General features: G+C 53.3%; 15 protein-coding genes and 1 other annotated feature. Of the genes, 9 read left to right on the plus strand and 6 right to left on the minus strand.

Annotated elements, in window-relative coordinates:
• Nucleotides 1-99 precede the first annotated feature (99 nt).
• The 3 genes from ccpA to JMF85_RS14510 are packed head-to-tail and all read left to right on the plus strand — an operon-like array spanning nt 100 to nt 3,295.
• Nucleotides 100-1,128, plus strand: a complete 1,029-nt coding sequence (gene ccpA, locus JMF85_RS14500; protein ID WP_127607401.1) for a catabolite control protein A — start codon at nt 100-102, stop codon at nt 1,126-1,128.
• 38 nt (nt 1,129-1,166) lie between these two features.
• Nucleotides 1,167-1,874: a 5'-methylthioadenosine/adenosylhomocysteine nucleosidase gene (locus tag JMF85_RS14505; protein WP_054797017.1), complete on the plus strand. Its 708-nt coding sequence runs from the start codon at nt 1,167-1,169 to the stop codon at nt 1,872-1,874.
• Between the two features lie 35 nt (nt 1,875-1,909).
• Nucleotides 1,910-3,295, plus strand: coding sequence for a glycine--tRNA ligase (locus JMF85_RS14510; RefSeq protein WP_127607405.1), 1,386 nt, complete (start codon nt 1,910-1,912; stop codon nt 3,293-3,295).
• Between the two features lie 158 nt (nt 3,296-3,453).
• Here the strand turns inward: JMF85_RS14510 and JMF85_RS14515 are convergent, their stop codons facing one another.
• The 3 genes from JMF85_RS14515 to JMF85_RS14525 all read right to left on the minus strand — a co-directional run bounded on the left by JMF85_RS14515 (nt 3,454) and on the right by JMF85_RS14525 (nt 7,455).
• The gene (locus JMF85_RS14515) at nt 3,454-4,920 is read right to left on the minus strand and encodes a DUF5050 domain-containing protein (protein ID WP_201318424.1); all 1,467 of its coding nucleotides are present in this window, start codon (nt 4,918-4,920) and stop codon (nt 3,454-3,456) included.
• Between the two features lie 708 nt (nt 4,921-5,628).
• Nucleotides 5,629-6,807, minus strand: coding sequence for an acetoin utilization protein AcuC (locus tag JMF85_RS14520; RefSeq protein ID WP_127610494.1), 1,179 nt, complete (start codon nt 6,805-6,807; stop codon nt 5,629-5,631).
• Nucleotides 6,808-6,822: 15 nt separating this feature from the next.
• Nucleotides 6,823-7,455 (minus strand): GNAT family N-acetyltransferase, encoded by a 633-nt coding sequence (locus tag JMF85_RS14525; RefSeq protein WP_054797020.1) that lies wholly within the window; start codon nt 7,453-7,455, stop codon nt 6,823-6,825.
• Between the two features lie 144 nt (nt 7,456-7,599).
• On the opposite strand from JMF85_RS14525, the gene acsA reads away from it, so the two are divergent.
• The gene (acsA, locus tag JMF85_RS14530) at nt 7,600-9,324 is read left to right on the plus strand and encodes an acetate--CoA ligase (protein ID WP_127610498.1); all 1,725 of its coding nucleotides are present in this window, start codon (nt 7,600-7,602) and stop codon (nt 9,322-9,324) included.
• Between the two features lie 69 nt (nt 9,325-9,393).
• On the opposite strand, the gene JMF85_RS14535 is transcribed toward acsA, so the two are convergent.
• Together JMF85_RS14535 and JMF85_RS14540 are read right to left on the minus strand one after the other, a co-directional pair.
• Nucleotides 9,394-10,092: a type 1 glutamine amidotransferase gene (locus JMF85_RS14535; protein WP_127610500.1), complete on the minus strand. Its 699-nt coding sequence runs from the start codon at nt 10,090-10,092 to the stop codon at nt 9,394-9,396.
• Between the two features lie 158 nt (nt 10,093-10,250).
• The gene (locus JMF85_RS14540; RefSeq protein ID WP_201318425.1) at nt 10,251-13,376 is read right to left on the minus strand and encodes a transglycosylase domain-containing protein; all 3,126 of its coding nucleotides are present in this window, start codon (nt 13,374-13,376) and stop codon (nt 10,251-10,253) included.
• Between the two features lie 185 nt (nt 13,377-13,561).
• Nucleotides 13,562-13,827: a binding site (T-box leader), on the plus strand.
• Nucleotides 13,828-13,888: 61 nt separating this feature from the next.
• Between JMF85_RS14540 and tyrS the strand changes: the two genes are divergently transcribed.
• Nucleotides 13,889-15,145: a tyrosine--tRNA ligase gene (tyrS, locus tag JMF85_RS14545; RefSeq protein WP_201318426.1), complete on the plus strand. Its 1,257-nt coding sequence runs from the start codon at nt 13,889-13,891 to the stop codon at nt 15,143-15,145.
• A gap of 117 nt (nt 15,146-15,262) precedes the next feature.
• Here the strand turns inward: tyrS and rpsD are convergent, their stop codons facing one another.
• A complete protein-coding gene (rpsD, locus tag JMF85_RS14550) occupies nt 15,263-15,862 on the minus strand; it encodes a 30S ribosomal protein S4 (protein ID WP_054797022.1) in 600 nt (199 codons plus the stop codon).
• Between the two features lie 364 nt (nt 15,863-16,226).
• Here rpsD and JMF85_RS14555 point away from each other — a divergent pair, with 364 nt between their 5' ends.
• The 4 genes from JMF85_RS14555 (at nt 16,227) to JMF85_RS14570 (ending at nt 18,756) form a co-directional block, all read left to right on the plus strand.
• The gene (locus JMF85_RS14555) at nt 16,227-16,832 is read left to right on the plus strand and encodes a TVP38/TMEM64 family protein (protein WP_127610504.1); all 606 of its coding nucleotides are present in this window, start codon (nt 16,227-16,229) and stop codon (nt 16,830-16,832) included.
• Between the two features lie 22 nt (nt 16,833-16,854).
• Nucleotides 16,855-17,973, plus strand: coding sequence for an aminopeptidase (locus tag JMF85_RS14560; RefSeq protein WP_141333719.1), 1,119 nt, complete (start codon nt 16,855-16,857; stop codon nt 17,971-17,973).
• Between the two features lie 97 nt (nt 17,974-18,070).
• Nucleotides 18,071-18,319 (plus strand): HPr family phosphocarrier protein, encoded by a 249-nt coding sequence (locus JMF85_RS14565; RefSeq protein WP_054797024.1) that lies wholly within the window; start codon nt 18,071-18,073, stop codon nt 18,317-18,319.
• Nucleotides 18,320-18,465: 146 nt separating this feature from the next.
• Nucleotides 18,466-18,756 carry an Fpa/YlaN family protein gene (locus tag JMF85_RS14570; RefSeq protein ID WP_054797025.1) on the plus strand — a complete coding sequence of 97 codons (291 nt, stop codon included), beginning with the start codon at nt 18,466-18,468 and terminating at the stop codon, nt 18,754-18,756.
• Nucleotides 18,757-18,781 lie beyond the last annotated feature (25 nt).

Genomic DNA, 18,781 nt, shown 5'->3' on the forward strand with positions numbered 1-18,781 from the left:
TACTATAAACACAAGCGTAAGCCCAAATTCGTTGCGTAACCCGGCATTTTGTCGTATGATAAGGCTAAATGACCTGATCGCATTATACTTTAAATTACAATGGAGAGAATGGCCGTGACTGTGACAATTTATGATGTAGCCAGAGAAGCAGGCGTTTCCATGGCAACCGTCTCGAGGGTTGTCAACAACAATCCGAATGTGAAACCGCAAACGCGCAAGAAAGTATTTGAAGCGATCGAACGCTTGGGATACCGTCCGAACGCCGTTGCACGTGGACTCGCCAGCAAGAAAACAACGACCGTCGGCGTGGTCATTCCCGATATTTCCAACTCCATCTTTTCGGAAGTGGCGAGAGGGATCGAAGATATCGCCAACATGTACCATTATAATATTATTCTTTGCAACGCGGACAAGAAGAAAGAGAAAGAGATCCGCGTCATCAACACGCTTCTGGAGAAGCAGGTGGACGGGCTATTGTTCATGGGCGGCGCAGTGACGGAAGAACACGTGCAAGCGTTCAAAACGTCCTCGGTGCCGGTCGTGCTTTGCGCAACGGCGGACGAGCAGCGGAAGCTTCCTTCCGTCGATATCGATCACGAGAAAGCAGCGTATGATGCCGTGGCGACATTAATCGGACAAGGCCATCGTGACATTGCGATGATTTCCGGGCATTTGCAGGATCCGGCCAACGGCTTCGCGCGTTACCAAGGATACAAGAGAGCGCTGGAGGAAGCGGGTATTCCGCTTCGCGAAGACTATGTGCGAGTCGGCAATTACCGTTACGAATCCGGGCTTGAAGTGACGAAATATTTCTTAACGCTTGATCCGCGGCCGACGGCGATATTCGCAGCGACGGACGAGATGGCGATCGGCGCCATCCACACGCTGCAGGATAACGGCGTCAAGGTCCCGGAGGATGTATCGGTTATCAGCGTGGACAATATCCGGATGGCTTCGATGGTTCGGCCGCAGCTGACAACGGTGGCGCAGCCGATGTACGATATCGGCGCGGTGGCGATGCGATTGCTGACGAAGCTGATGAACAAGGAAACGAAGGACGCTTCGGAGTTATCGCAAGTGATTTTGCCGCATGAGGTCATTCATAGAAATTCGGTGGCTCATCGTTGATATGAGCCACTTCTTTTTGTAAAAGGAGGCAACTGATTTTGGTTTACGATAAGATTGGCGTCATCGGCGCCATGAAAGAGGAAATCGACAAATTCCACGAACATCTGACCGAGACGCGCGAAACGGTAAAAGCCGGAATCACGTTCTATGAGGGCCGTTTCCACGGGCAACCCGTCGTGCTGTGCAAATCCGGCGTCGGCAAAGTGAATGCTGCCGTGACGACGCAGCTCTTGATCGATACGTTCGGCGTGCAGGCGGTTATTTTCACCGGCGTTGCGGGGGCGGTGGACCCCTCCTTGAACGTAGGGGATATCGTCGTTTCCTCGGAATGTTTACAGCACGATATGGACGTGACGGCGCTTGGCTTTCCGCGGGGCACTATTCCGTACGAGGCGACCTCGCTGTTCGCCGCCGACGGGTCGCTGCGTAAACTTGCGGCGGAAGTGAGCCGGGAGCTGTTCGGTGAGCGCGTGCTCGAAGGGCGAGTGTTATCCGGCGACCAATTCATCGCCAGCCGCGAGACGGTAGCAGGGCTGTACGGCGAGCTGCAGGGCGCTTGCGTCGAGATGGAGGGCGCCGCGGTTGCACAGGTGTGCTCGATGAACGGGGTGCCGTTCGTCGTGATCCGCTCGATGTCCGATAAGGCGGACGGTTCGGCGCATGTCAATTTTGCCGAATTCACGTTGATGGCTTCGGATCATTCTTTCCAAATCGTGGACGGGATGCTGAAACGATTGCAAGGCTGACCGAGAATTATACATAGAAGGAGAGTAACAAACTTATGTCTTCTGTAACAATGGATCAACTCGTCGCTTTGGCGAAACACCGCGGCTTTATTTTTCCGGGCTCCGAAATTTACGGCGGCTTGGCCAATACATGGGACTACGGTCCGCTCGGCGTGGAATTGAAAAACAATATCAAACGCGCCTGGTGGAAAAAATTTATTCAAGAATCGCCTTATAACGTTGGTTTGGATGCGGCGATTTTGATGAATCCGCAAGCTTGGGTCGCTTCCGGTCACGTCGGTAACTTTAACGACCCGATGATCGATTGCAAGCAATGTAAAGTGCGGCATCGCGCCGATAAATTGATCGAGAACGCGCTCAACGCGAAGGGCATCGAAATGATCGTCGACGGCCTGTCGTTCGCCGATATGGAGAAGCTGATCGCCGAGCATAAGATCGTTTGCCCGGATTGCGGCGCTTTGGATTATACGGAAATTCGCCAATTTAACCTGATGTTCAAAACGTTCCAAGGCGTTACCGAGTCCAGCGCCAACGTGGTGTACATGCGTCCGGAAACGGCGCAAGGCATCTTCGTGAACTTCAAGAACGTTCAACGTACCATGCGCAAGAAACTGCCGTTCGGGATCGGCCAAATCGGTAAAAGCTTCCGGAACGAAATTACGCCGGGCAACTTCACGTTCCGGACACGCGAATTCGAGCAAATGGAGCTTGAATTTTTCTGCAAGCCGGGCGAGGACATGCAATGGTTCGAGTACTGGCGCGCCTACTGCCGCGACTGGTTGCTAGCCCTCGGCATTAAAGAAGACAGCATCCGCTTGCGCGATCACTCCGACGACGAGCTGTCGCACTACAGCAACGCGACAACCGATATCGAATACAAGTTCCCGTTCGGCTGGGGCGAGTTGTGGGGCATCGCTGACCGTACCGATTACGATCTGAAGCAGCATATGACGCATTCCGGCGAAGATTTCAACTATATCGAGCAAGAAACGAATGAACGTTACATTCCATACTGTATCGAGCCTTCGCTCGGTGCGGACCGCGTGACGCTCGCATTCTTGATCGACGCTTATGAAGAGCAGCAGTTGGAAGGCGACGACAGCCGGACAGTCCTGCATTTGCATCCGGCGCTGGCGCCTTACAAAGCGGCGATCTTCCCGTTGTCGAAGAAGCTGTCCGATGGGGCCCACCAAGTGTTCGCGGATCTTGCCAAGCATTATTTGGTCGACTACGATGAGGCCGGTTCGATCGGTAAACGGTACCGCCGCCACGACGAGATCGGAACTCCGTTCTGCATCACCTATGACTTCGAATCGGAGACGGACGGTCAAGTGACCGTTCGCGATCGCGACACGATGGAACAAACGCGGATGCCGATCAGCGAGCTGAAAGCGTTCCTCGAGTCGAAAATTCAATTTTAATCGCATCTCAGCTTCGAACCCGCAGCCTTTGGTTGCGGGTTTTGTGCGTCTACTCGGGTTAAGGCCAAAAAAGGCCTCCTGAAGGACCTGATCAGAAACGTGAAGCTAGCGGCCGATCTTCGTTCTTCAGGAGGCGCAGAATGGCGCTTTATCGCCAATTAGGGTGTCAGCTCGAATCGTTCCAGCCTGTTGTCGCCCATGTAGGATTGCGGGAAATAGAGGGTATCGTCATCGACCAAATATAGAGAGGTCGCCCTTGCGTGAACGAGCGAGCTGCGCTCCGTTCCATCAATCCGCATCTTTTCAATCGAAGCGGAGCCCATGATTCCAAAGGAGCCATGAATGAAATAGAGCCAGCCTTGACGGTAATGCAGTCCCGAAATCAACTGGTCCGATGTGAGGAGGGGAATATCGACCTTGCCGTCCAGACTCAGCTTATTCAGTTGCATGCCGTTCTTGACATAAAACAGCCATCCGTCGAGAACGGACAGCCTGGATACGCCTTCGGCGAGCTTTGTCCGCTGTGTGCCGTCGGTCGACATCACATACAAGTTCGAAGGTCCGGTTTCCGACTCCTGCATAAGGAAATAAATCCGGTCATCGTGGATGAAAAAGTCAAATTCGCCGCTGCCGCCGACGAGCTCGGTATCGTCCGTGCCATCCTTGTTCATGCTGTGGATACCGGTTGCGGAATAATAACCGCCTCCGGTTACGCCTTCCATGGCTTTGAAGGCGAGACGGGTGTAGTAAATCCGCTCACCGGCTACCCACATCCGGTTCGCGGGAGCCGCAGAAATGACGGTGCGCTGAGATCCGTCAGGTTTAATTTTCAGAATACCGTCCATTTGTTTCATGTCGGGGCTTGAGGACGTGTAATAGATCCAATCGTCCGCAAGCTGGATGTACCTTGCGTTGTCATCGGCCAGCTTGACCTCGCCGGACCCGTCCATGCGCTTTTTGACAAGCTGATTCGGTCCGCTGTATTGCTGAGCGGGGTTCATGTAGAGCCAGTCGCCCTGTACGGCTAACTGTCCGCCATTGGCAAGGTTGAGCGCGTCGGCTTGTTTCGCTTGTACGTCGGCTCCGCTGCCGCAAGCTTGAAGGCCGAAGCCTTGGCCGGTCGTCCAGCTCGTCGTCCAGCCGAACGCGTCGTGGGTGAAGCGCCATGTCATGGGGAAATAGGTCATGTTTCGGTATAGCAGAACGGGGTAAGGCTCCTGCGTGTTATCGACTTTCTGACCGTTCACGGTAACGGGAAACGGCGCCAACATAACCGGTTCCTGCTTCGTCTTATCATTACGCACGGCAGTCAAATCTTGACGGACCGGCTCACAGCCGGCTTTCTTGCTTAGCGACAAGCCGTTAACCGGATCCCAGGCGACGGATAACCCTAGCGCCGTTGTGTTGTTCCAGGTCATCGGGAAATAAGTGATATCCCGATATAGCAGCAGCGGGTAGGCGGCGTGCGTGACATCGAGTACGGTGCCGTTAACGGTGACGGGAAATGAAGGGACGGTTGCCTGAAGGGCAGGGGCCGCGGCATCCGCGCCAAGAGGGGGTAACGTACATGTAACCGTGATTCCGACGAGCAGAGCGCTCAAACTGCGTTTTAATCGTATTGACATCATGGCTCTCTTCCTTTGGATAAAAGTAGTTGAATCCTTAATATTTCAGATCTAAACCAATAAACGCTGCGCCGACCTGGAATGTTGCGGACCGCCGTAAAATAGGTGGTTTACTTTTTTACCCGGATATACGGCTTCTCCAGCCACTCGAATTTTTCTCCAAGTTCAAATGTACGCAAAAAAAACCTGCCATTTCGGCAGGTTGAATTATCATCAAGTGCTCAGTGCCAAAAATATGGAGCGCCTCATTTCTGTTAGAGATACGCCTATAGGTGGCCAAATCCTCCTAAATATCGTACCAGATACCACAAATACTTTATAGAAGTCTTTTTAGGCTCCATTAGATTTCCGCAGAAGTATCTGTCACGTGACGCCTTTTTTTAGTAGTCTAATCATTCCTTGACTTAAGGAAACTAATCCGATGACAACTAAAAACATGGCAATGAAATTCGGTACGACCATTATAATCCCACTGCCTTGATCGGGTCCTCCGCTCTCTTTCAAAAGCGTATTCCACCACATGTAACCATAAACGCCAAGGATTAAGCATAGTATGCCAGCCAAAAATCGTAGTAATGCTAAGATCTTTTGCAATAACTACCCCACCTTGTTCACGTTTATTATTAAGAAAAAGTTGTTACGCATAATGGCCAGTTAGTTCAGAAAAAAGGATATCTCACGCGCATTCGCTAGGGCTGCGTCCTCGAGCTAAGCTAAATAAAGCGTTGACACTTCCACCGTTTGGCGATTCTTGGCTTCGATTTCTGCACGGCGCGGCATCGGTTCCCAGGTGTCTACAGGGTCGAGCCACGTGTGTGGGAGGACTTCTTCACTCAGCGGCTGCCATGCGTCAATCCAAGCTTTCGGCAGGGTGAGGGAGGGCTCCGCTAGAAGCCGGTCCCGCAGTGGATGGTCGCTCATCTCCAGCCACAGCAAGCTCCAGGCGCGCGGCACCACCCGCCAAATATCGTAACCGCCTCCGCCAAGCGCAACCCAGCGTCCACCGCAATAGGTGTGGGCCAGGCCGTGGATGATTCGCGGCATCGCACGGAAAATTTCCATGCTGCAATGAATGTGGGCGAGCGGGTCGTACGCATGGGCGTCGCAGCCGTGCTGCGACACGATCAGGTCGGGCTTGAACTGGGCGATCGTGCGATTCAGCACCTCTTCGAAGCATTCAAGCCACGATTCGTCTTCCGTAAACGGTTCCATGGGAACGTTTACGGAAGTGCCGAAGCCGGAACCGTCTCCACGTTCGTTCGCCGCTCCGGTGCCCGGAAACAAATACTTGCCCGTTTCATGAATCGAAAACGTACATACGTCAGGATCGGTATAAAAGCACCACTGCACGCCGTCGCCGTGATGCACGTCGGTGTCGATGTACAACACCCTGGCACCGTAAGCCGCCTTAGCGTGAGCGATCGCTACGGCCGCGTCGTTATAGACGCAAAATCCGGCGCCCTTGCTCGGTAGCGCATGATGCAGCCCGCCGCCCAGATGCAGGGCATGCAGCGATGCCCCGGACATGACCGCATCGACAGCGTGAATCGACCCGCCCACGACACCGAGCGTGATGTCGTGCATGTTCGGGAAGAACGGCGTGTCTTCCGTATCGAGGCCGTACATGCTTGCTTTATCCAGCCACTGCGGCGCCGGAGCAGCCGCGCTTAGACCTTTGACTGCGTCGATATATTCTTGCGAATGGATGAGCCGCAGCAGCCCTTCATCGGCGGAAGCCGGCATGCGTATACAGGAAGCGGGCAAAGTGCCCGATTTTTTCAACAAATCGACGGTCAGATGCAGTCTTTTTTGATTAAAAGGGTGACTATCATTAAAACGGTACGCGGTTTCCCGCTCATTGTAAATAAATATGGCATTCGGTTTCATCCTCTTGCGCCCCCATCAGTACATGAACCGCTGCCGGAAACGGACCCGATCGAATTTCTCGACGGAGGACAGCGGTACGTTTTTGCCGATACGCACCATCAAGCAGTTAGCCGGGTGAGAACAGATTTCCGGGTCGTCGGTTGCATACCAGACCATGTCGACACTTTTCATCAACTTCTCCATCATGTCGCGATATTGCCACACGGTAAGCCCGCTTTTCTCCAAATCCCAGTGCCAATAATACTCGGTCGTAAAGGTAATGACATTCTCCAATTGTTCGTCCTCGAAGGCGAGCCGGATCATTTTCTTGCCGAGGCCGATACCGCGGTAATCGTCGGCCACTTCAATGGCTCCCAGCTCAATCAGGTCTTTCATTCCGCCTTCCGACCATCGTTCCAGTTCGTCCGGGTAATGGAACGTGACGTACCCGACGATCTGCTCCGCATGGCGGGCCAGAATAATACGTCCTTCCGGAAGCTCCGCGATCTCCACCAGGGCCACGAACTGTTCCTTCGGACGGCGAAACGCATCGAGGTCCGGATGCATCGAATAGCCCCGCAGACGCTCGGGAGATACAGGGCCTTCAACGACGATTTCCGTGTCCTGATACGGGATAGTAAAGGAGTGATAGATTTTAAGGTGTTCCATTTGTGAGCGGTTTCTCCCCTCCGACATTCTCTGTTAAGCATAACAAATAAATAGGCGAATAGAAAGATGTTGTGGTATAATATCAGATGTCTAATGAAAGCGTTTTATATAAATAAATACGAATAATTTCGGGAGGTAAGTGGCATGGATCAAGCAAGTGTAGAAAGCATTGCACCTGTAGCAACAACTTCGAATATGAAAAATTACGAAGAAGAACGTGCCGGTTTTAGCTGGGAAACGATCGAACAGACGTTTAGCTGGGCCCAAACGGGCAAAGTCAACATGGCCCACGAAGCCATTGACCGCCATGCGAACTCCGAACGAAAAAATAAAGTGGCGTTGTATTACAGCGACGATCGCCGCGACGAGCAGTACACCTATCACGACATGAAGCTCCAATCCAACCGCTTCGGCAACGTTCTGCGCAAGCTGGGCGTGGGGAAGGGCGATCGGGTGTTCATCTTTATGCCGAGAACGCCGGAATTGTATTTCGCTTTGCTCGGGTCGATTAAAATAGGGGCGATCGTCGGACCGTTGTTCGAAGCTTTCATGGAAACGGCTGTCCGGGACCGTCTGGAGGATAGCGAGGCTGTGGCGATCGTTACTACTCCGTCTCAGCTTTCGCGCGTACCGGTGGATCAGCTTCCGAATTTGAAGCATGTCATTTTGGTCGGCCAAGACTTGCAATTGGGCGAAGGGCAAGTAGATTTCCACAAAGAGATGGCTGCCGCTTCCGAAGAATTGGAGCTTGAGTGGGTAGACCGTGAAGACGGGCTGCTCATTCATTACACCTCCGGTTCCACGGGCAAGCCCAAAGGCGTCTATCACGTCCATAACGCAATGATTCAGCACTATTATACGGGCCGCGTCGTGCTCGATTTGCAGGAACAGGACGTGTACTGGTGTACGGCCGATCCAGGCTGGGTGACGGGAACGTCGTACGGCATTTTCGCTCCGTGGCTGAACGGCGCGACGAATGTGATCCGCGGCGGACGCTTCAGCCCGCAAGATTGGTACAATACGATTCAACGGTATAAAGTATCCGTCTGGTATAGCGCGCCCACCGCGTTCCGCATGCTGATGGGCGCCGGCGACGAAGCCGTGAAACAATTCGACTTGTCCTCGCTGCGTCACGTACTGAGCGTCGGCGAGCCGTTGAATCCCGAGGTCGTCCGTTGGGGGCTTAAAGTATACGGTCAGCGTATTCACGACACTTGGTGGATGACCGAGACCGGCGCCCAATTGATCTGCAATTATCCGGCGATGACGATTCGCCCGGGCTCCATGGGCAAACCGCTGCCGGGCATAGAAGCGGCGATCATCGACGATGCGGGCAACGAGCTGCCTCCATACCGGATGGGCAACTTGGCCATTAAGACGCCTTGGCCTTCCATGATGCGCAAAATCTGGAAGAACCCGGCGAAGTTCGAAGAATACTTCCGTATTGCCGGCTGGTACATCTCCGGGGATTCCGCTTATATGGACGCGGACGGATACTTCTGGTTCCAAGGCCGGATCGACGACGTCATTAACACGGCGGGCGAGCGCGTGGGTCCGTTCGAGGTGGAGAGCAAGCTGGTGGAACATCCGGCGGTAGCCGAAGCGGGCGTTATCGGGAAGCCGGATGCGATGCGCGGGGAAATTATCAAAGCGTTCATCGCGCTGCGCGAAGGGTATACGCCTTCCGACGAATTGAAAGCCGACATCTCCAAATTCGTCAAAGAAGGATTGTCCGCTCACGCCGCTCCGCGCGAGATTGAATTTAAAGACAAACTGCCCAAAACCCGCAGCGGCAAAATCATGCGCCGCGTGTTGAAAGCATGGGAGCTGAACTTGCCGACAGGCGACCTGTCGACGATTGAAGATTAATTCGAACAAAAAGAAAGACAGCGGGCCTGAGAGTCCGCTGTCTTTTTTTATATGCATCCGCATTGGGGGCTATCGGTTAGCTATCGTGCGAATGGCCGCGAAACGGTCGAGAATGTGCCGCAGGATGCGGAACGACTCCTCACTGCGGTGTGCTTCTTGACGAATGCGGTCTGCCGTTTGAATGAACGGGGCATCGCTCAGCTCGTCTTGCCAACGGTCGAGCATCATGGCCAGGCAGGAAGGCGTTGTCTCCAAATGGAACTGCAGCCCAAGCACCCGCTCCCCGTAGGCGAAGGCTTGATGCCTGCAAGCATCCGAATAGGCGAGGGACAGCGCGCCCTCCGGTAAGTCGAAGCAATCCCCATGCCAATGAAACGAGTGAAAGGAGGCAGGCACATCTTCGAATAAACGGTGTGCAGCGCGCGTACGGGTCACGGGATGCCATCCGATCTCCTTCTGTTCGTTCCGATACACCTTGCCGCCGAGCGCCTCAGCCAGCATTTGGGCTCCTAAGCAAATACCTAACACGTGTTTACCGTGATCAACGGCCGAACGGATGAATCGCTTCTCTTGCTGCAGCCAGTCCTCCTTGTCGTAGGCGCTCATCGGCCCCCCGAGAATGATGAGCCAGTCAAAATCGTCCATACGGGGCAGCGCGATCCCGTCAGGCGGGAACAACACAGTCGTCTGACAGCCTTCTTGCTCCGCCCAAGCGAGTATAACCGAAGCGTCGTCGAACGCGAAATGCTTAAGCAGTACAATATGCATATGAACCCTCCCGAAAACCGAACGTTCATCGCTTAACAGATGATTGCAGGTTTTAGTCTTATTGTAGTAGGGGAGTGAGGTGTCTGTCAATTTACCTAACGTTATAAGTGAGGGAAATGGGTGCAAAAAAACGTCCGGCTGCCGGACGTTTTTTTGCACTATTTCACATACTTCACGGTCGCTGAAGGCTTAGACTCGCCGTATTCATTGGTTGCCGTGATGCGATAAAACCCATCGAACGATACGGCATAATAGCGGAACTGGGTGGCTCCCGTAACCGTGCCGATTTTCTCGAACTTTCCGTCTTCCTTCTCGCTGTAATATACGGTGTACGATTTTACTTTGTCTTTATCGGCGTTCGCTTTCCAGTTTAACTCGATACCGCCGCCGGTCGACTTGGCGGCTAGACCGGAAGGAGCGGCGGGAGCTGTTTTGGCTGCGGTAGCCCCGTTCGTGCTGCCGGGCTTCGATTCGCCTGACTCGCCTGGTTTTGCGCCTTCTGTTGAAGCAAGCGGGTCGCCGCTATCCGGATTCAGGAAGAGCAGTTCCATCGCTGTGCCGTCCGTGAAGGCGGCCTTGCTCGGCGGCGATTCGTGACCCGCCACATCGACCGCGGTGACATAGTAGCCGTGCAGTCCCGTAGCGATGTGGTCGGTGAATTTCGTCTCCGCTCCGGCGAGGACGACTTTCCCCGCGACCCTTTGATAATTGCCGTTATTGGTAGAACGGTACAACCGGTATCCGACCGTATCCGCGCTTTCGCTCGCTTGGAACGTGATGACGCTTGTTTCGCCGGAGTGGGTGGCGACAACGGTTGTCGGCGGCACCGGCGGTTTGCCGTCGTCGGTTCTCGGATCGGTTTCCGACGGGGCGTCCTCGTCAAAGTCTCTAGGCTTGTAGAAATCGATGCTGCGCTTGCGGTCTTGCGGCATCCGGCTCATAATTTCCCCGATTTCTTTGAACAGCTGATTTAACGACTTTTCGCGTTTGATCACCGTCTTCTCCTGCACGAACTCCGCCGGTGTAGATGGTTGCGCTATGTAGTTCAAACCGTTGTAGGTAATGATCGGAAGTTTCACCATGACATTATCTTCATCGGTCGGCACGAATTTCTTGTTGAAAATGTCGGTGGTCAGCTTGCCGGCCGCCGAAACGGCTTCGCTCGGCAGTTTGCCGGATAAGCTCGACACGGTCATTTCGACGATGTTCGGCGGGCGCTTGAATTGCTTGGTCGGGAACAACTCCGGATGTTTCTCGATCGCCGCATTCATGGCCATCGCCCACACGTTCTTGGCGCGGTTCGTACCGCCGGTTTTCTTGCTCAGCTTATGGATCGGCAGTTCATATCCGGCCCATACGCCCAGCGTAATATCCGGCGTATATCCCATAAACCAAGCGTCCGCGTCGTCCTGGGTGGAACCGGTTTTACCGACAATCGGAATTTTACCGTAACTTTTGTACTTGCTCATCAAGTCGGTTGCCGTTCCGGAAGTAATGACGGTACGCATCATATCTGTCATCAAGTACGCCGTTTCTTGAGAGAAGACGGTTGTCGGTTTACTCTCGTGCTCATAGATGATCTGGTTGTTCGAATCGGTAATTTTACGAATCATGAACGCCTCGTTAAAGACGCCCTCATTGCCTATCGTGGCGTAAGCGTTGGTCAGCTCTTTGACGGATACGCCGTATTTTAAACCGCCGATAACGCCCGTCTGCGCGACGTAATCGTCCGGGGTTATGGAACGGATGCCGAGCTTGCTTGCGAACGCCCAAGCTTCTTTGATGCCCACGGTTTCGGTGAACAGCTTGATGGCAGGAATGTTGTACGACTGGTTTAATGCCGTACGGGCCGTGATCAAGCCGTGATATCCGTCATCCCAGTTTTCCGGTATGTGATAGCCGACCTTCGTGCCGTCCTTCAAAATGATCGGCACGTCGTCGATGACGGAAGCCGGCTGAATGGCTCCCTTCTCAAGGGCCGGCAGGAAGGCTGCGATCGGCTTCATGGTGGAGCCCGGCTGGCGATAGGCTTGCGTCGCGTGGTTCAACTGCTCCTTGAAGAAATCCCGTCCTTCCAGCATGCTCAGGATCGCTCCGGTTTTGTTATCGATCATAACGGCCCCGACCTGCTCGATCCCCTTCACCTTGTCATCCGGGGTGAAGTTTTTTTCGTTCTGGGCGATGGAACGCATCTCTTCGTAAATATCTTTGTCGATCGTCGTATAGACGTGGTAACCGCCGCGGCTGAGCTGCGCCTGCATGCTCTTCAGAGCTTCGTTGTACGTTTCCGGGTTTTTCTCCGGGTCGAGATCCGGCTTCTCCGCCTTCAACAGCGCTTTCGCCGCTTCCTTCTCCACTTCGATCATCAAGAACGGGTAAGTGGAGTAAGCTTTCTTCACCCGTTCGGCGAGCGAACCCTTTAAATCGAAGGCAAGCGCCTCGTCGTGCTGCTGCTGGGTGATCTTGCCTTCCTCCAGCATGCGGCGAAGCACCAACTGCTGACGTTGCACGGCGCGCTTGAAGGCGGCGCCGTCGAAGATGCCCTGGCTGTTGAACGCCGAATAGTTGCTTGGCAGCTGTGGAAGTCCGGCCAAGTAGGCGGCTTGCGCCAAGTTCAGCTTGTTTAAATCCTCGATATTAAAAATCCCTTTGGCCGCAGCCTTGATTCCATAGGCATTGTAGCCGGACGAGCCGTTGCCGTAAGGGATTTTGTTCAGATAAGCAAGTAATATTTCGTCTTTCGACATCAGCCGTTCCAGGCGCATGGCGAGAAAAATTTCTTTCGCCTTCCGGCTGTCCGCTTTGTCGAGCGACAGGAATACGCGCCGGGCAAGCTGCTGCGTAATCGTGCTTCCCCCGGTTTGCACATCCTGATTCAGCAGCTTCTGGACTACTGCGCGGGCGGTCCCGGTAATATCGATCCCCATATGCTCGTAGAAATTGTTATCTTCGATCGCAAAGACGGCATCCAGCACGACCTGAGGAATGTCGCTCATGCTGGCGAGCTGCCGGTCTTCCTCGGTGCGCAGCTGGCCGACGACCGTATCGTCCCGGAAGTAAACAAAGCCGGTCAAGGCGTCGTCGTTCATTTGCTTGAGCATCGTTTCTTTATCGCGTACAGGGTCGTCCTTCACGAGTGCGGTTACATATCCGAATGCGGCGCCGCCGGCCAGAAAACCGGCAATAACGCCCGTAATGAAAAGCCATTTGATCGTCAGTACCGTGTATTTACCGGTCGCGCGTACTATTGTTTTGTAAGATCTAGTCTTGTTCTCCGTCTCCATGTAAACCGGGTTCCTCCTGATCTAGAAAAACATTCCTAGTTCATTATAGCATAAAGCGTCAAGCTGAACACCGCGCGGCGGTATCGCTTTCATGACTGTTCCATGACGTTTGGATGAGAGAAACGGGGCGAACCCGTTTGACAATGCCGCCGTTGTATGGTTAAATAATCGGTAATTGTATACGGACAAATGCCAGGATGGACAGCAGTAGGCCAAAGAACGAAGCTCCCAGAGAGCCGGTGGTAGGTGCGAACCGGTACTCGTCTTTGATCGAATTACGGTCCGGAGCAGCGGAGGGGAACGCTTCATGTTGGTTGTGAGCCATCGATGAGCCAGTAGCTTCCGATCGGGGGACCCCCGTTATTCAGATGAAGTGAAAGTTCAGGCGCAGATCTTGAGAGCCTGACTTTAATTAGGGTGGTACCGCGAGCAGAGCCTTCTCGTCCCTTTGTGGAAGAGAAGGCTTTTTTTTTCTATGTGTTCAGTTTATTTCTTAGGAGGAATCAGTCGTTATGGCAAAATGGGAGGAACTTTCGTCCGCGCAGCAAGAGGAGGTGAATCGTCAACTGGAGACGATTCGCCGCGGCGTCGTTGAGATCGTACCGGAGGACGAATTGAGAAATAAGGTGATCGACTCGGTCGCGACCGGCAAGCCGTTAAACGTTAAACTCGGGCTCGACCCGTCGGCCCCGGACATTCATGTCGGGCACACGGTGGTGCTGCATAAGCTGCGTCAATTCCAAGAGCTGGGCCATCAGGTGCAGCTCATCATCGGGGACTTCACCGGGCGGATCGGCGACCCGACCGGCAAGTCGGAGACGCGGAAGCAGCTGACCGAAGAAGACGTGAAGCGCAACGCGGAAACGTATCAGAAGCAAATCTATAAAATTCTCGACAAGTCGAAAACGAACCTGTATTACAATTCGGAGTGGCTTGGTCCGTTGAATTTCGCCGATGTCGTGCAATTGTCGGCTAAAGTGACGGTCGCCCGGATGCTCGAGCGAGATGATTTCTCCAAGCGGTACGGCTCCGGATTGCCGATTCATATTCACGAGTTTTTCTATCCGCTTATGCAAGGCTACGATTCGGTTGCGCTCAAAAGCGACATCGAGCTCGGCGGTACCGATCAGAAGTTCAACTTGTTGATGGGCCGTACGCTGCAAAAGGAATATGGCGTGGCTGCCCAGGTCGCCATCATGAATCCGCTGCTCGAAGGACTTGACGGCGTTAACAAAATGAGTAAGAGCCTCGGCAACTACATCGGCATCGACGAAGAGCCGAACGAAATTTACGGGAAGGCGATGTCAGTGCCCGATGAGCTGATGGCTAAATATTACGAGCTGGCGACGGACATGTCGAACGAAGAGCTCGCCCGGCTGCGCAGCGGGCTGGAGGACGGTTCCGTTCATCCGCGCGATGCCAAAATGCGCCTGGCGCATACGTTCGTGCGGATGTACCACGGCCAGCAAGCCGCCGATGAGGCGCAGCACCACTTCGTCACGGTCTTCCAGCAGCGCGCGCTGCCGGATGATATCGAAGACGTGATGCTGCCTGCGGAGGCGCTCGATAACGGCGTCATCCGCGCGGCGAAGCTGCTGGTGACGCTCGGTCTGCAGACGTCCGGCAGCGAGGCGCGCCGCAGCGTGCAGCAGGGCGCTGTGAAGATCAACGAGCAGAAGGTTGACGACCCGAATGCCGAGCTCACCCCGGCCGATGGCGACATTGTACAGGTCGGCAAGCGCAAATTCGCCCGGATTAAGCTGGGATAAATACAAATACCTCCGTGCCCGAAGCGCTTTATGGCGAGCGGGGCGGAGGTATTTCTTTATGTGGAAATGAAAAAAAAAGAACTGTTCCCGGAAGGAACAGTTCGGTGTGATGTAGGATTAACGGCTGTAGAACTCGACGATTTGTTTTTCGTCAATTTCTTGGGCAAGCTCGGCGCGCTCAGGAAGACGAATGTATTTACCTTCCAGGGCGGCTTCGTTGAACTCCAAGTAACCCGGCAAGTAGTTGCGGTTCGCCAAAGCTTCTTTGACGGCGGACAGGTTGCGGCTTCTTTCGCGAAGACCGATCACGTCGCCGGTGCTAACGATGTAAGAAGGGATGTCCACTTTTTTGCCGTTAACGGTAATGTGGCCGTGAGCGACGAGCTGACGAGCGCCTGCACGGGTGTTGGACAGACCCAAACGGTATACGAGGTTGTCCAAACGGCTTTCGAGCAAGAACATGAAGTTTTCACCCGCGATACCTTGCAGCTTGGAAGCTTTGTCGAACAAGTTGCGGAATTGCTTCTCGTTCAAACCGTACATGTGACGAAGCTTTTGTTTTTCTTGCAATTGTACGCCGTAACCGGACAGTTTCTTACGTTGTCCAGGGCCGTGTTGACCTGGAGGGAAAGGGCGTTTCAATTCTTTGCCGGTACCGCTCAAGGAGATGCCGAGGCGGCGGCTTAATTTAAATTTAGGACCTGTGTAACGTGACATTGTAGGATGAACTCCTTTAACCTTAATATAGTTGAGTTAAGCTTGGAACAAACGCGTGAAGATCGTGCCCGATTCCGCTGCTACGCTCCGAAAGATCACCGGAGCTATCGACAAGAAAAACCAGCCGCGGTCCTGTCGGTAACGAAATCTTTAGAGGGTGACACGCCTTCCACCATAAACATGAAGCCCGTGAGGGATCACGCTTATTCTCGACTTCTAATTTTATAAGATTGAAGTAGGCTGTGTCAAGTGGAGGCGGCACGGATCGGGTAATATTTTCGAATAAAGATCACCGCTGCTTAAAGCTCGTGTAAGTTTGCTTATTTTGATACAATAATAGAATGTGAGAAGGGAGGGACAACCTTTGGGCCATTGGAATGTCCAGCACATATCGGATGCTTTGGACTCGTTAGGCTGGATCGGCCATATCGGAGGAGCGCTGCTCGTACTGGTGCAGACGCTGGTGCCTTTTATCCCGTTTATCGTTGTCGCCGGGGTTAACGTGCTCTTGTTCGGCTTCTGGACGGGCTTCATTGTCAACTACGTGTTTGCCTGTTTAGGTGCGGTTATCGCTTATTGGGTCGCCAAAAACCTGGGCAGAACATGGGTGCAGCGCAAGCTTGCCAAATACAGCTATCTAGACAAATTTAACGAGAAGCTGAAACGGTACGGACTATGGTTTATTGCAGGCAGCCGCATCATCCCGGTGCTGCCTTCCTTCGCGATCAATTTGGGCGCCGCGGTTATGAAAGTACGTACCCGTCATTTCATTATCGGCACCCTGATCGGCAAAGCGCCGATGGTATTTATGGAATCGCTGATTGGGCACGATTTGCTGCATTTTGGGCAACATAAGGGGAGGTTGCTTGTACTCCTCATTCTCTTGGCGGTTATGCTTGCCGTGGGAAGTTATTACAAAAAGAAATGGACGCGAGCCGAACCTGTCGGCAAGTCCGGCAAAAAAGTTTAACGCAATAAAGGAGAGAAGAACGATGCGAGATCCTCGCTTACATACGTTGGCGCGCAATATTGTGCAATATTCGCTCGATGTGAAGCCTGGCGAGAAGGTTTTGATCGAAATGATCGGCTCCGAGCGCGAGCTGGTCCGATGCCTGGTCGAAGAAGTGTACGTCCGCGGCGGATATCCTTACGTGGAATTGATCGATCCCGCCGTTCGGGCGTCCGTGCTGAAGGGCATCACGGAGAAACAGCTTGAGCACTGGGCGGCCCTCGATTTGAAGCGTATGGAAGATATGGACTGCTATGTCGCCATACGCGCAGGTGAGAACGTGAACGAGCAGTCCGATGTGCCGGAAGACAAGATGAAGCTGTACAAGCAGCTGTATCAGAAGCCGGTACATTTGGAGCAGCGTGTGAAACGAACGCGATGGGTTGTGCTTCGTTACCCGAACGCTTCGATGGCCCAGCTTGCCAATATGAGCACGTCGCGGTTTGAGGACTTTTATTTCGATGTATGCAACCTGGATTATTCCGCAATGTCCGCGGCGATGGACCCGCTGCAGGAATTAATGAACAGGACAGACCGCGTACGGATCGTCGGACCGGGCGCGACCGACATCTCGTTCTCGATCAAGGGCATCGGATCGGTCAAATGCTGCGGACGCCGCAATATCCCGGACGGAGAGCTGTACACGGCGCCGGTGCGCGATTCCGTCAATGGCGTTATCGCCTATAACACACCGTCCGTGAGCTCGGGCATTACATTCGACAATATTACGTTCCGCTTCGAGAACGGCCGAATTGTCGAAGCGACCGCGAGCGACACGAAACGGCTGAACGAGATTCTGGACACCGATGAAGGGGCGCGTTATATCGGCGAGTTCAGCCTTGGCTTTAACCCGTATATTTTGTACCCGATGAAGGATACGCTATTCGACGAGAAGATCGACGGCAGCCTTCACTTTACGCCGGGCCAAGCTTACGAGCAGGCGGACAACGGCAACCGCTCGTCCGTTCATTGGGATTTGGTGCTGATTCAGCGCCCTGAATTCGGGGGCGGCGAAATTTATTTCGACGACCGGCTCATCCGCAAGGACGGACGATTCGTCGTTCCGGAACTGGAAGGATTAAATCCGGAACGGTTGAAGTAAATACGCCGAAAAATCTAGTTGCATGTTATTCTCTTCCAATGTATCATTAACTAAGCGATTTATTACGACCGTCTCATCAACACATGGAGGGATTTTTATGCCGAACGCAAACAACGCAGCTATTGTGGAGATTTCGCAAACCGCCAACAAATTCAGATCTTCGATTGTTCTCCAATATGAGAATAAGTACATCGACGTTAAAAGTATCCTTGGTTTGTTTACAACGCTCTTGACTTCGAGCAAATACGACCTGCACGTGCACGGTCCGGATGCTGAAGAAGCCAAGCAAGCTATGGCCGAAGTGTTCGAGAAACACGGCTTGAGCATCAACAGCATTCAAGAATAATAAGGTTTAGTCGTAGGGGGCGTTTTCGCATAAAGCGAAAATGCCTTTTTCTATGGAGTTGCACTTGTGTAATGGTTCGATTTCGACTAATATAAATATACAAGCTATTAATTAGATTCATAACGGGGATCACAGGGGGGAGCGCCATGTCGTCGGATGTGCTGCTCAGCTTATCGCAGAAAGCGCTGCTTCTTCTTCAGGAAGATGCGGATAAGATCGAGAAGCTGATCGAAGTACAGATGGAAAACTTGACCACACGCAAATGTCCTCTGTACGAAGAGGTCTTAGATACGCAGATCTACGGGCTGTCCCGGGAAATCGACTTTGCCATTCGTGCCGATTTAATTACCGAGTCGACAGGCAAGCAAATTTTGGTGAAGCTGGAGCGTAATTTGGCGACGCTTTACGAAGCGCTGGATTTGCAAAACAAAGGGTAACCTTCAGACTGAAGGTTACCCTTTG

The sequence above is a fragment of the Paenibacillus sp. EPM92 genome (genome assembly GCF_016586185.1).
Taxonomy (GTDB): Bacteria; Bacillota; Bacilli; order Paenibacillales; family NBRC-103111; genus Paenibacillus_G; species Paenibacillus_G validus.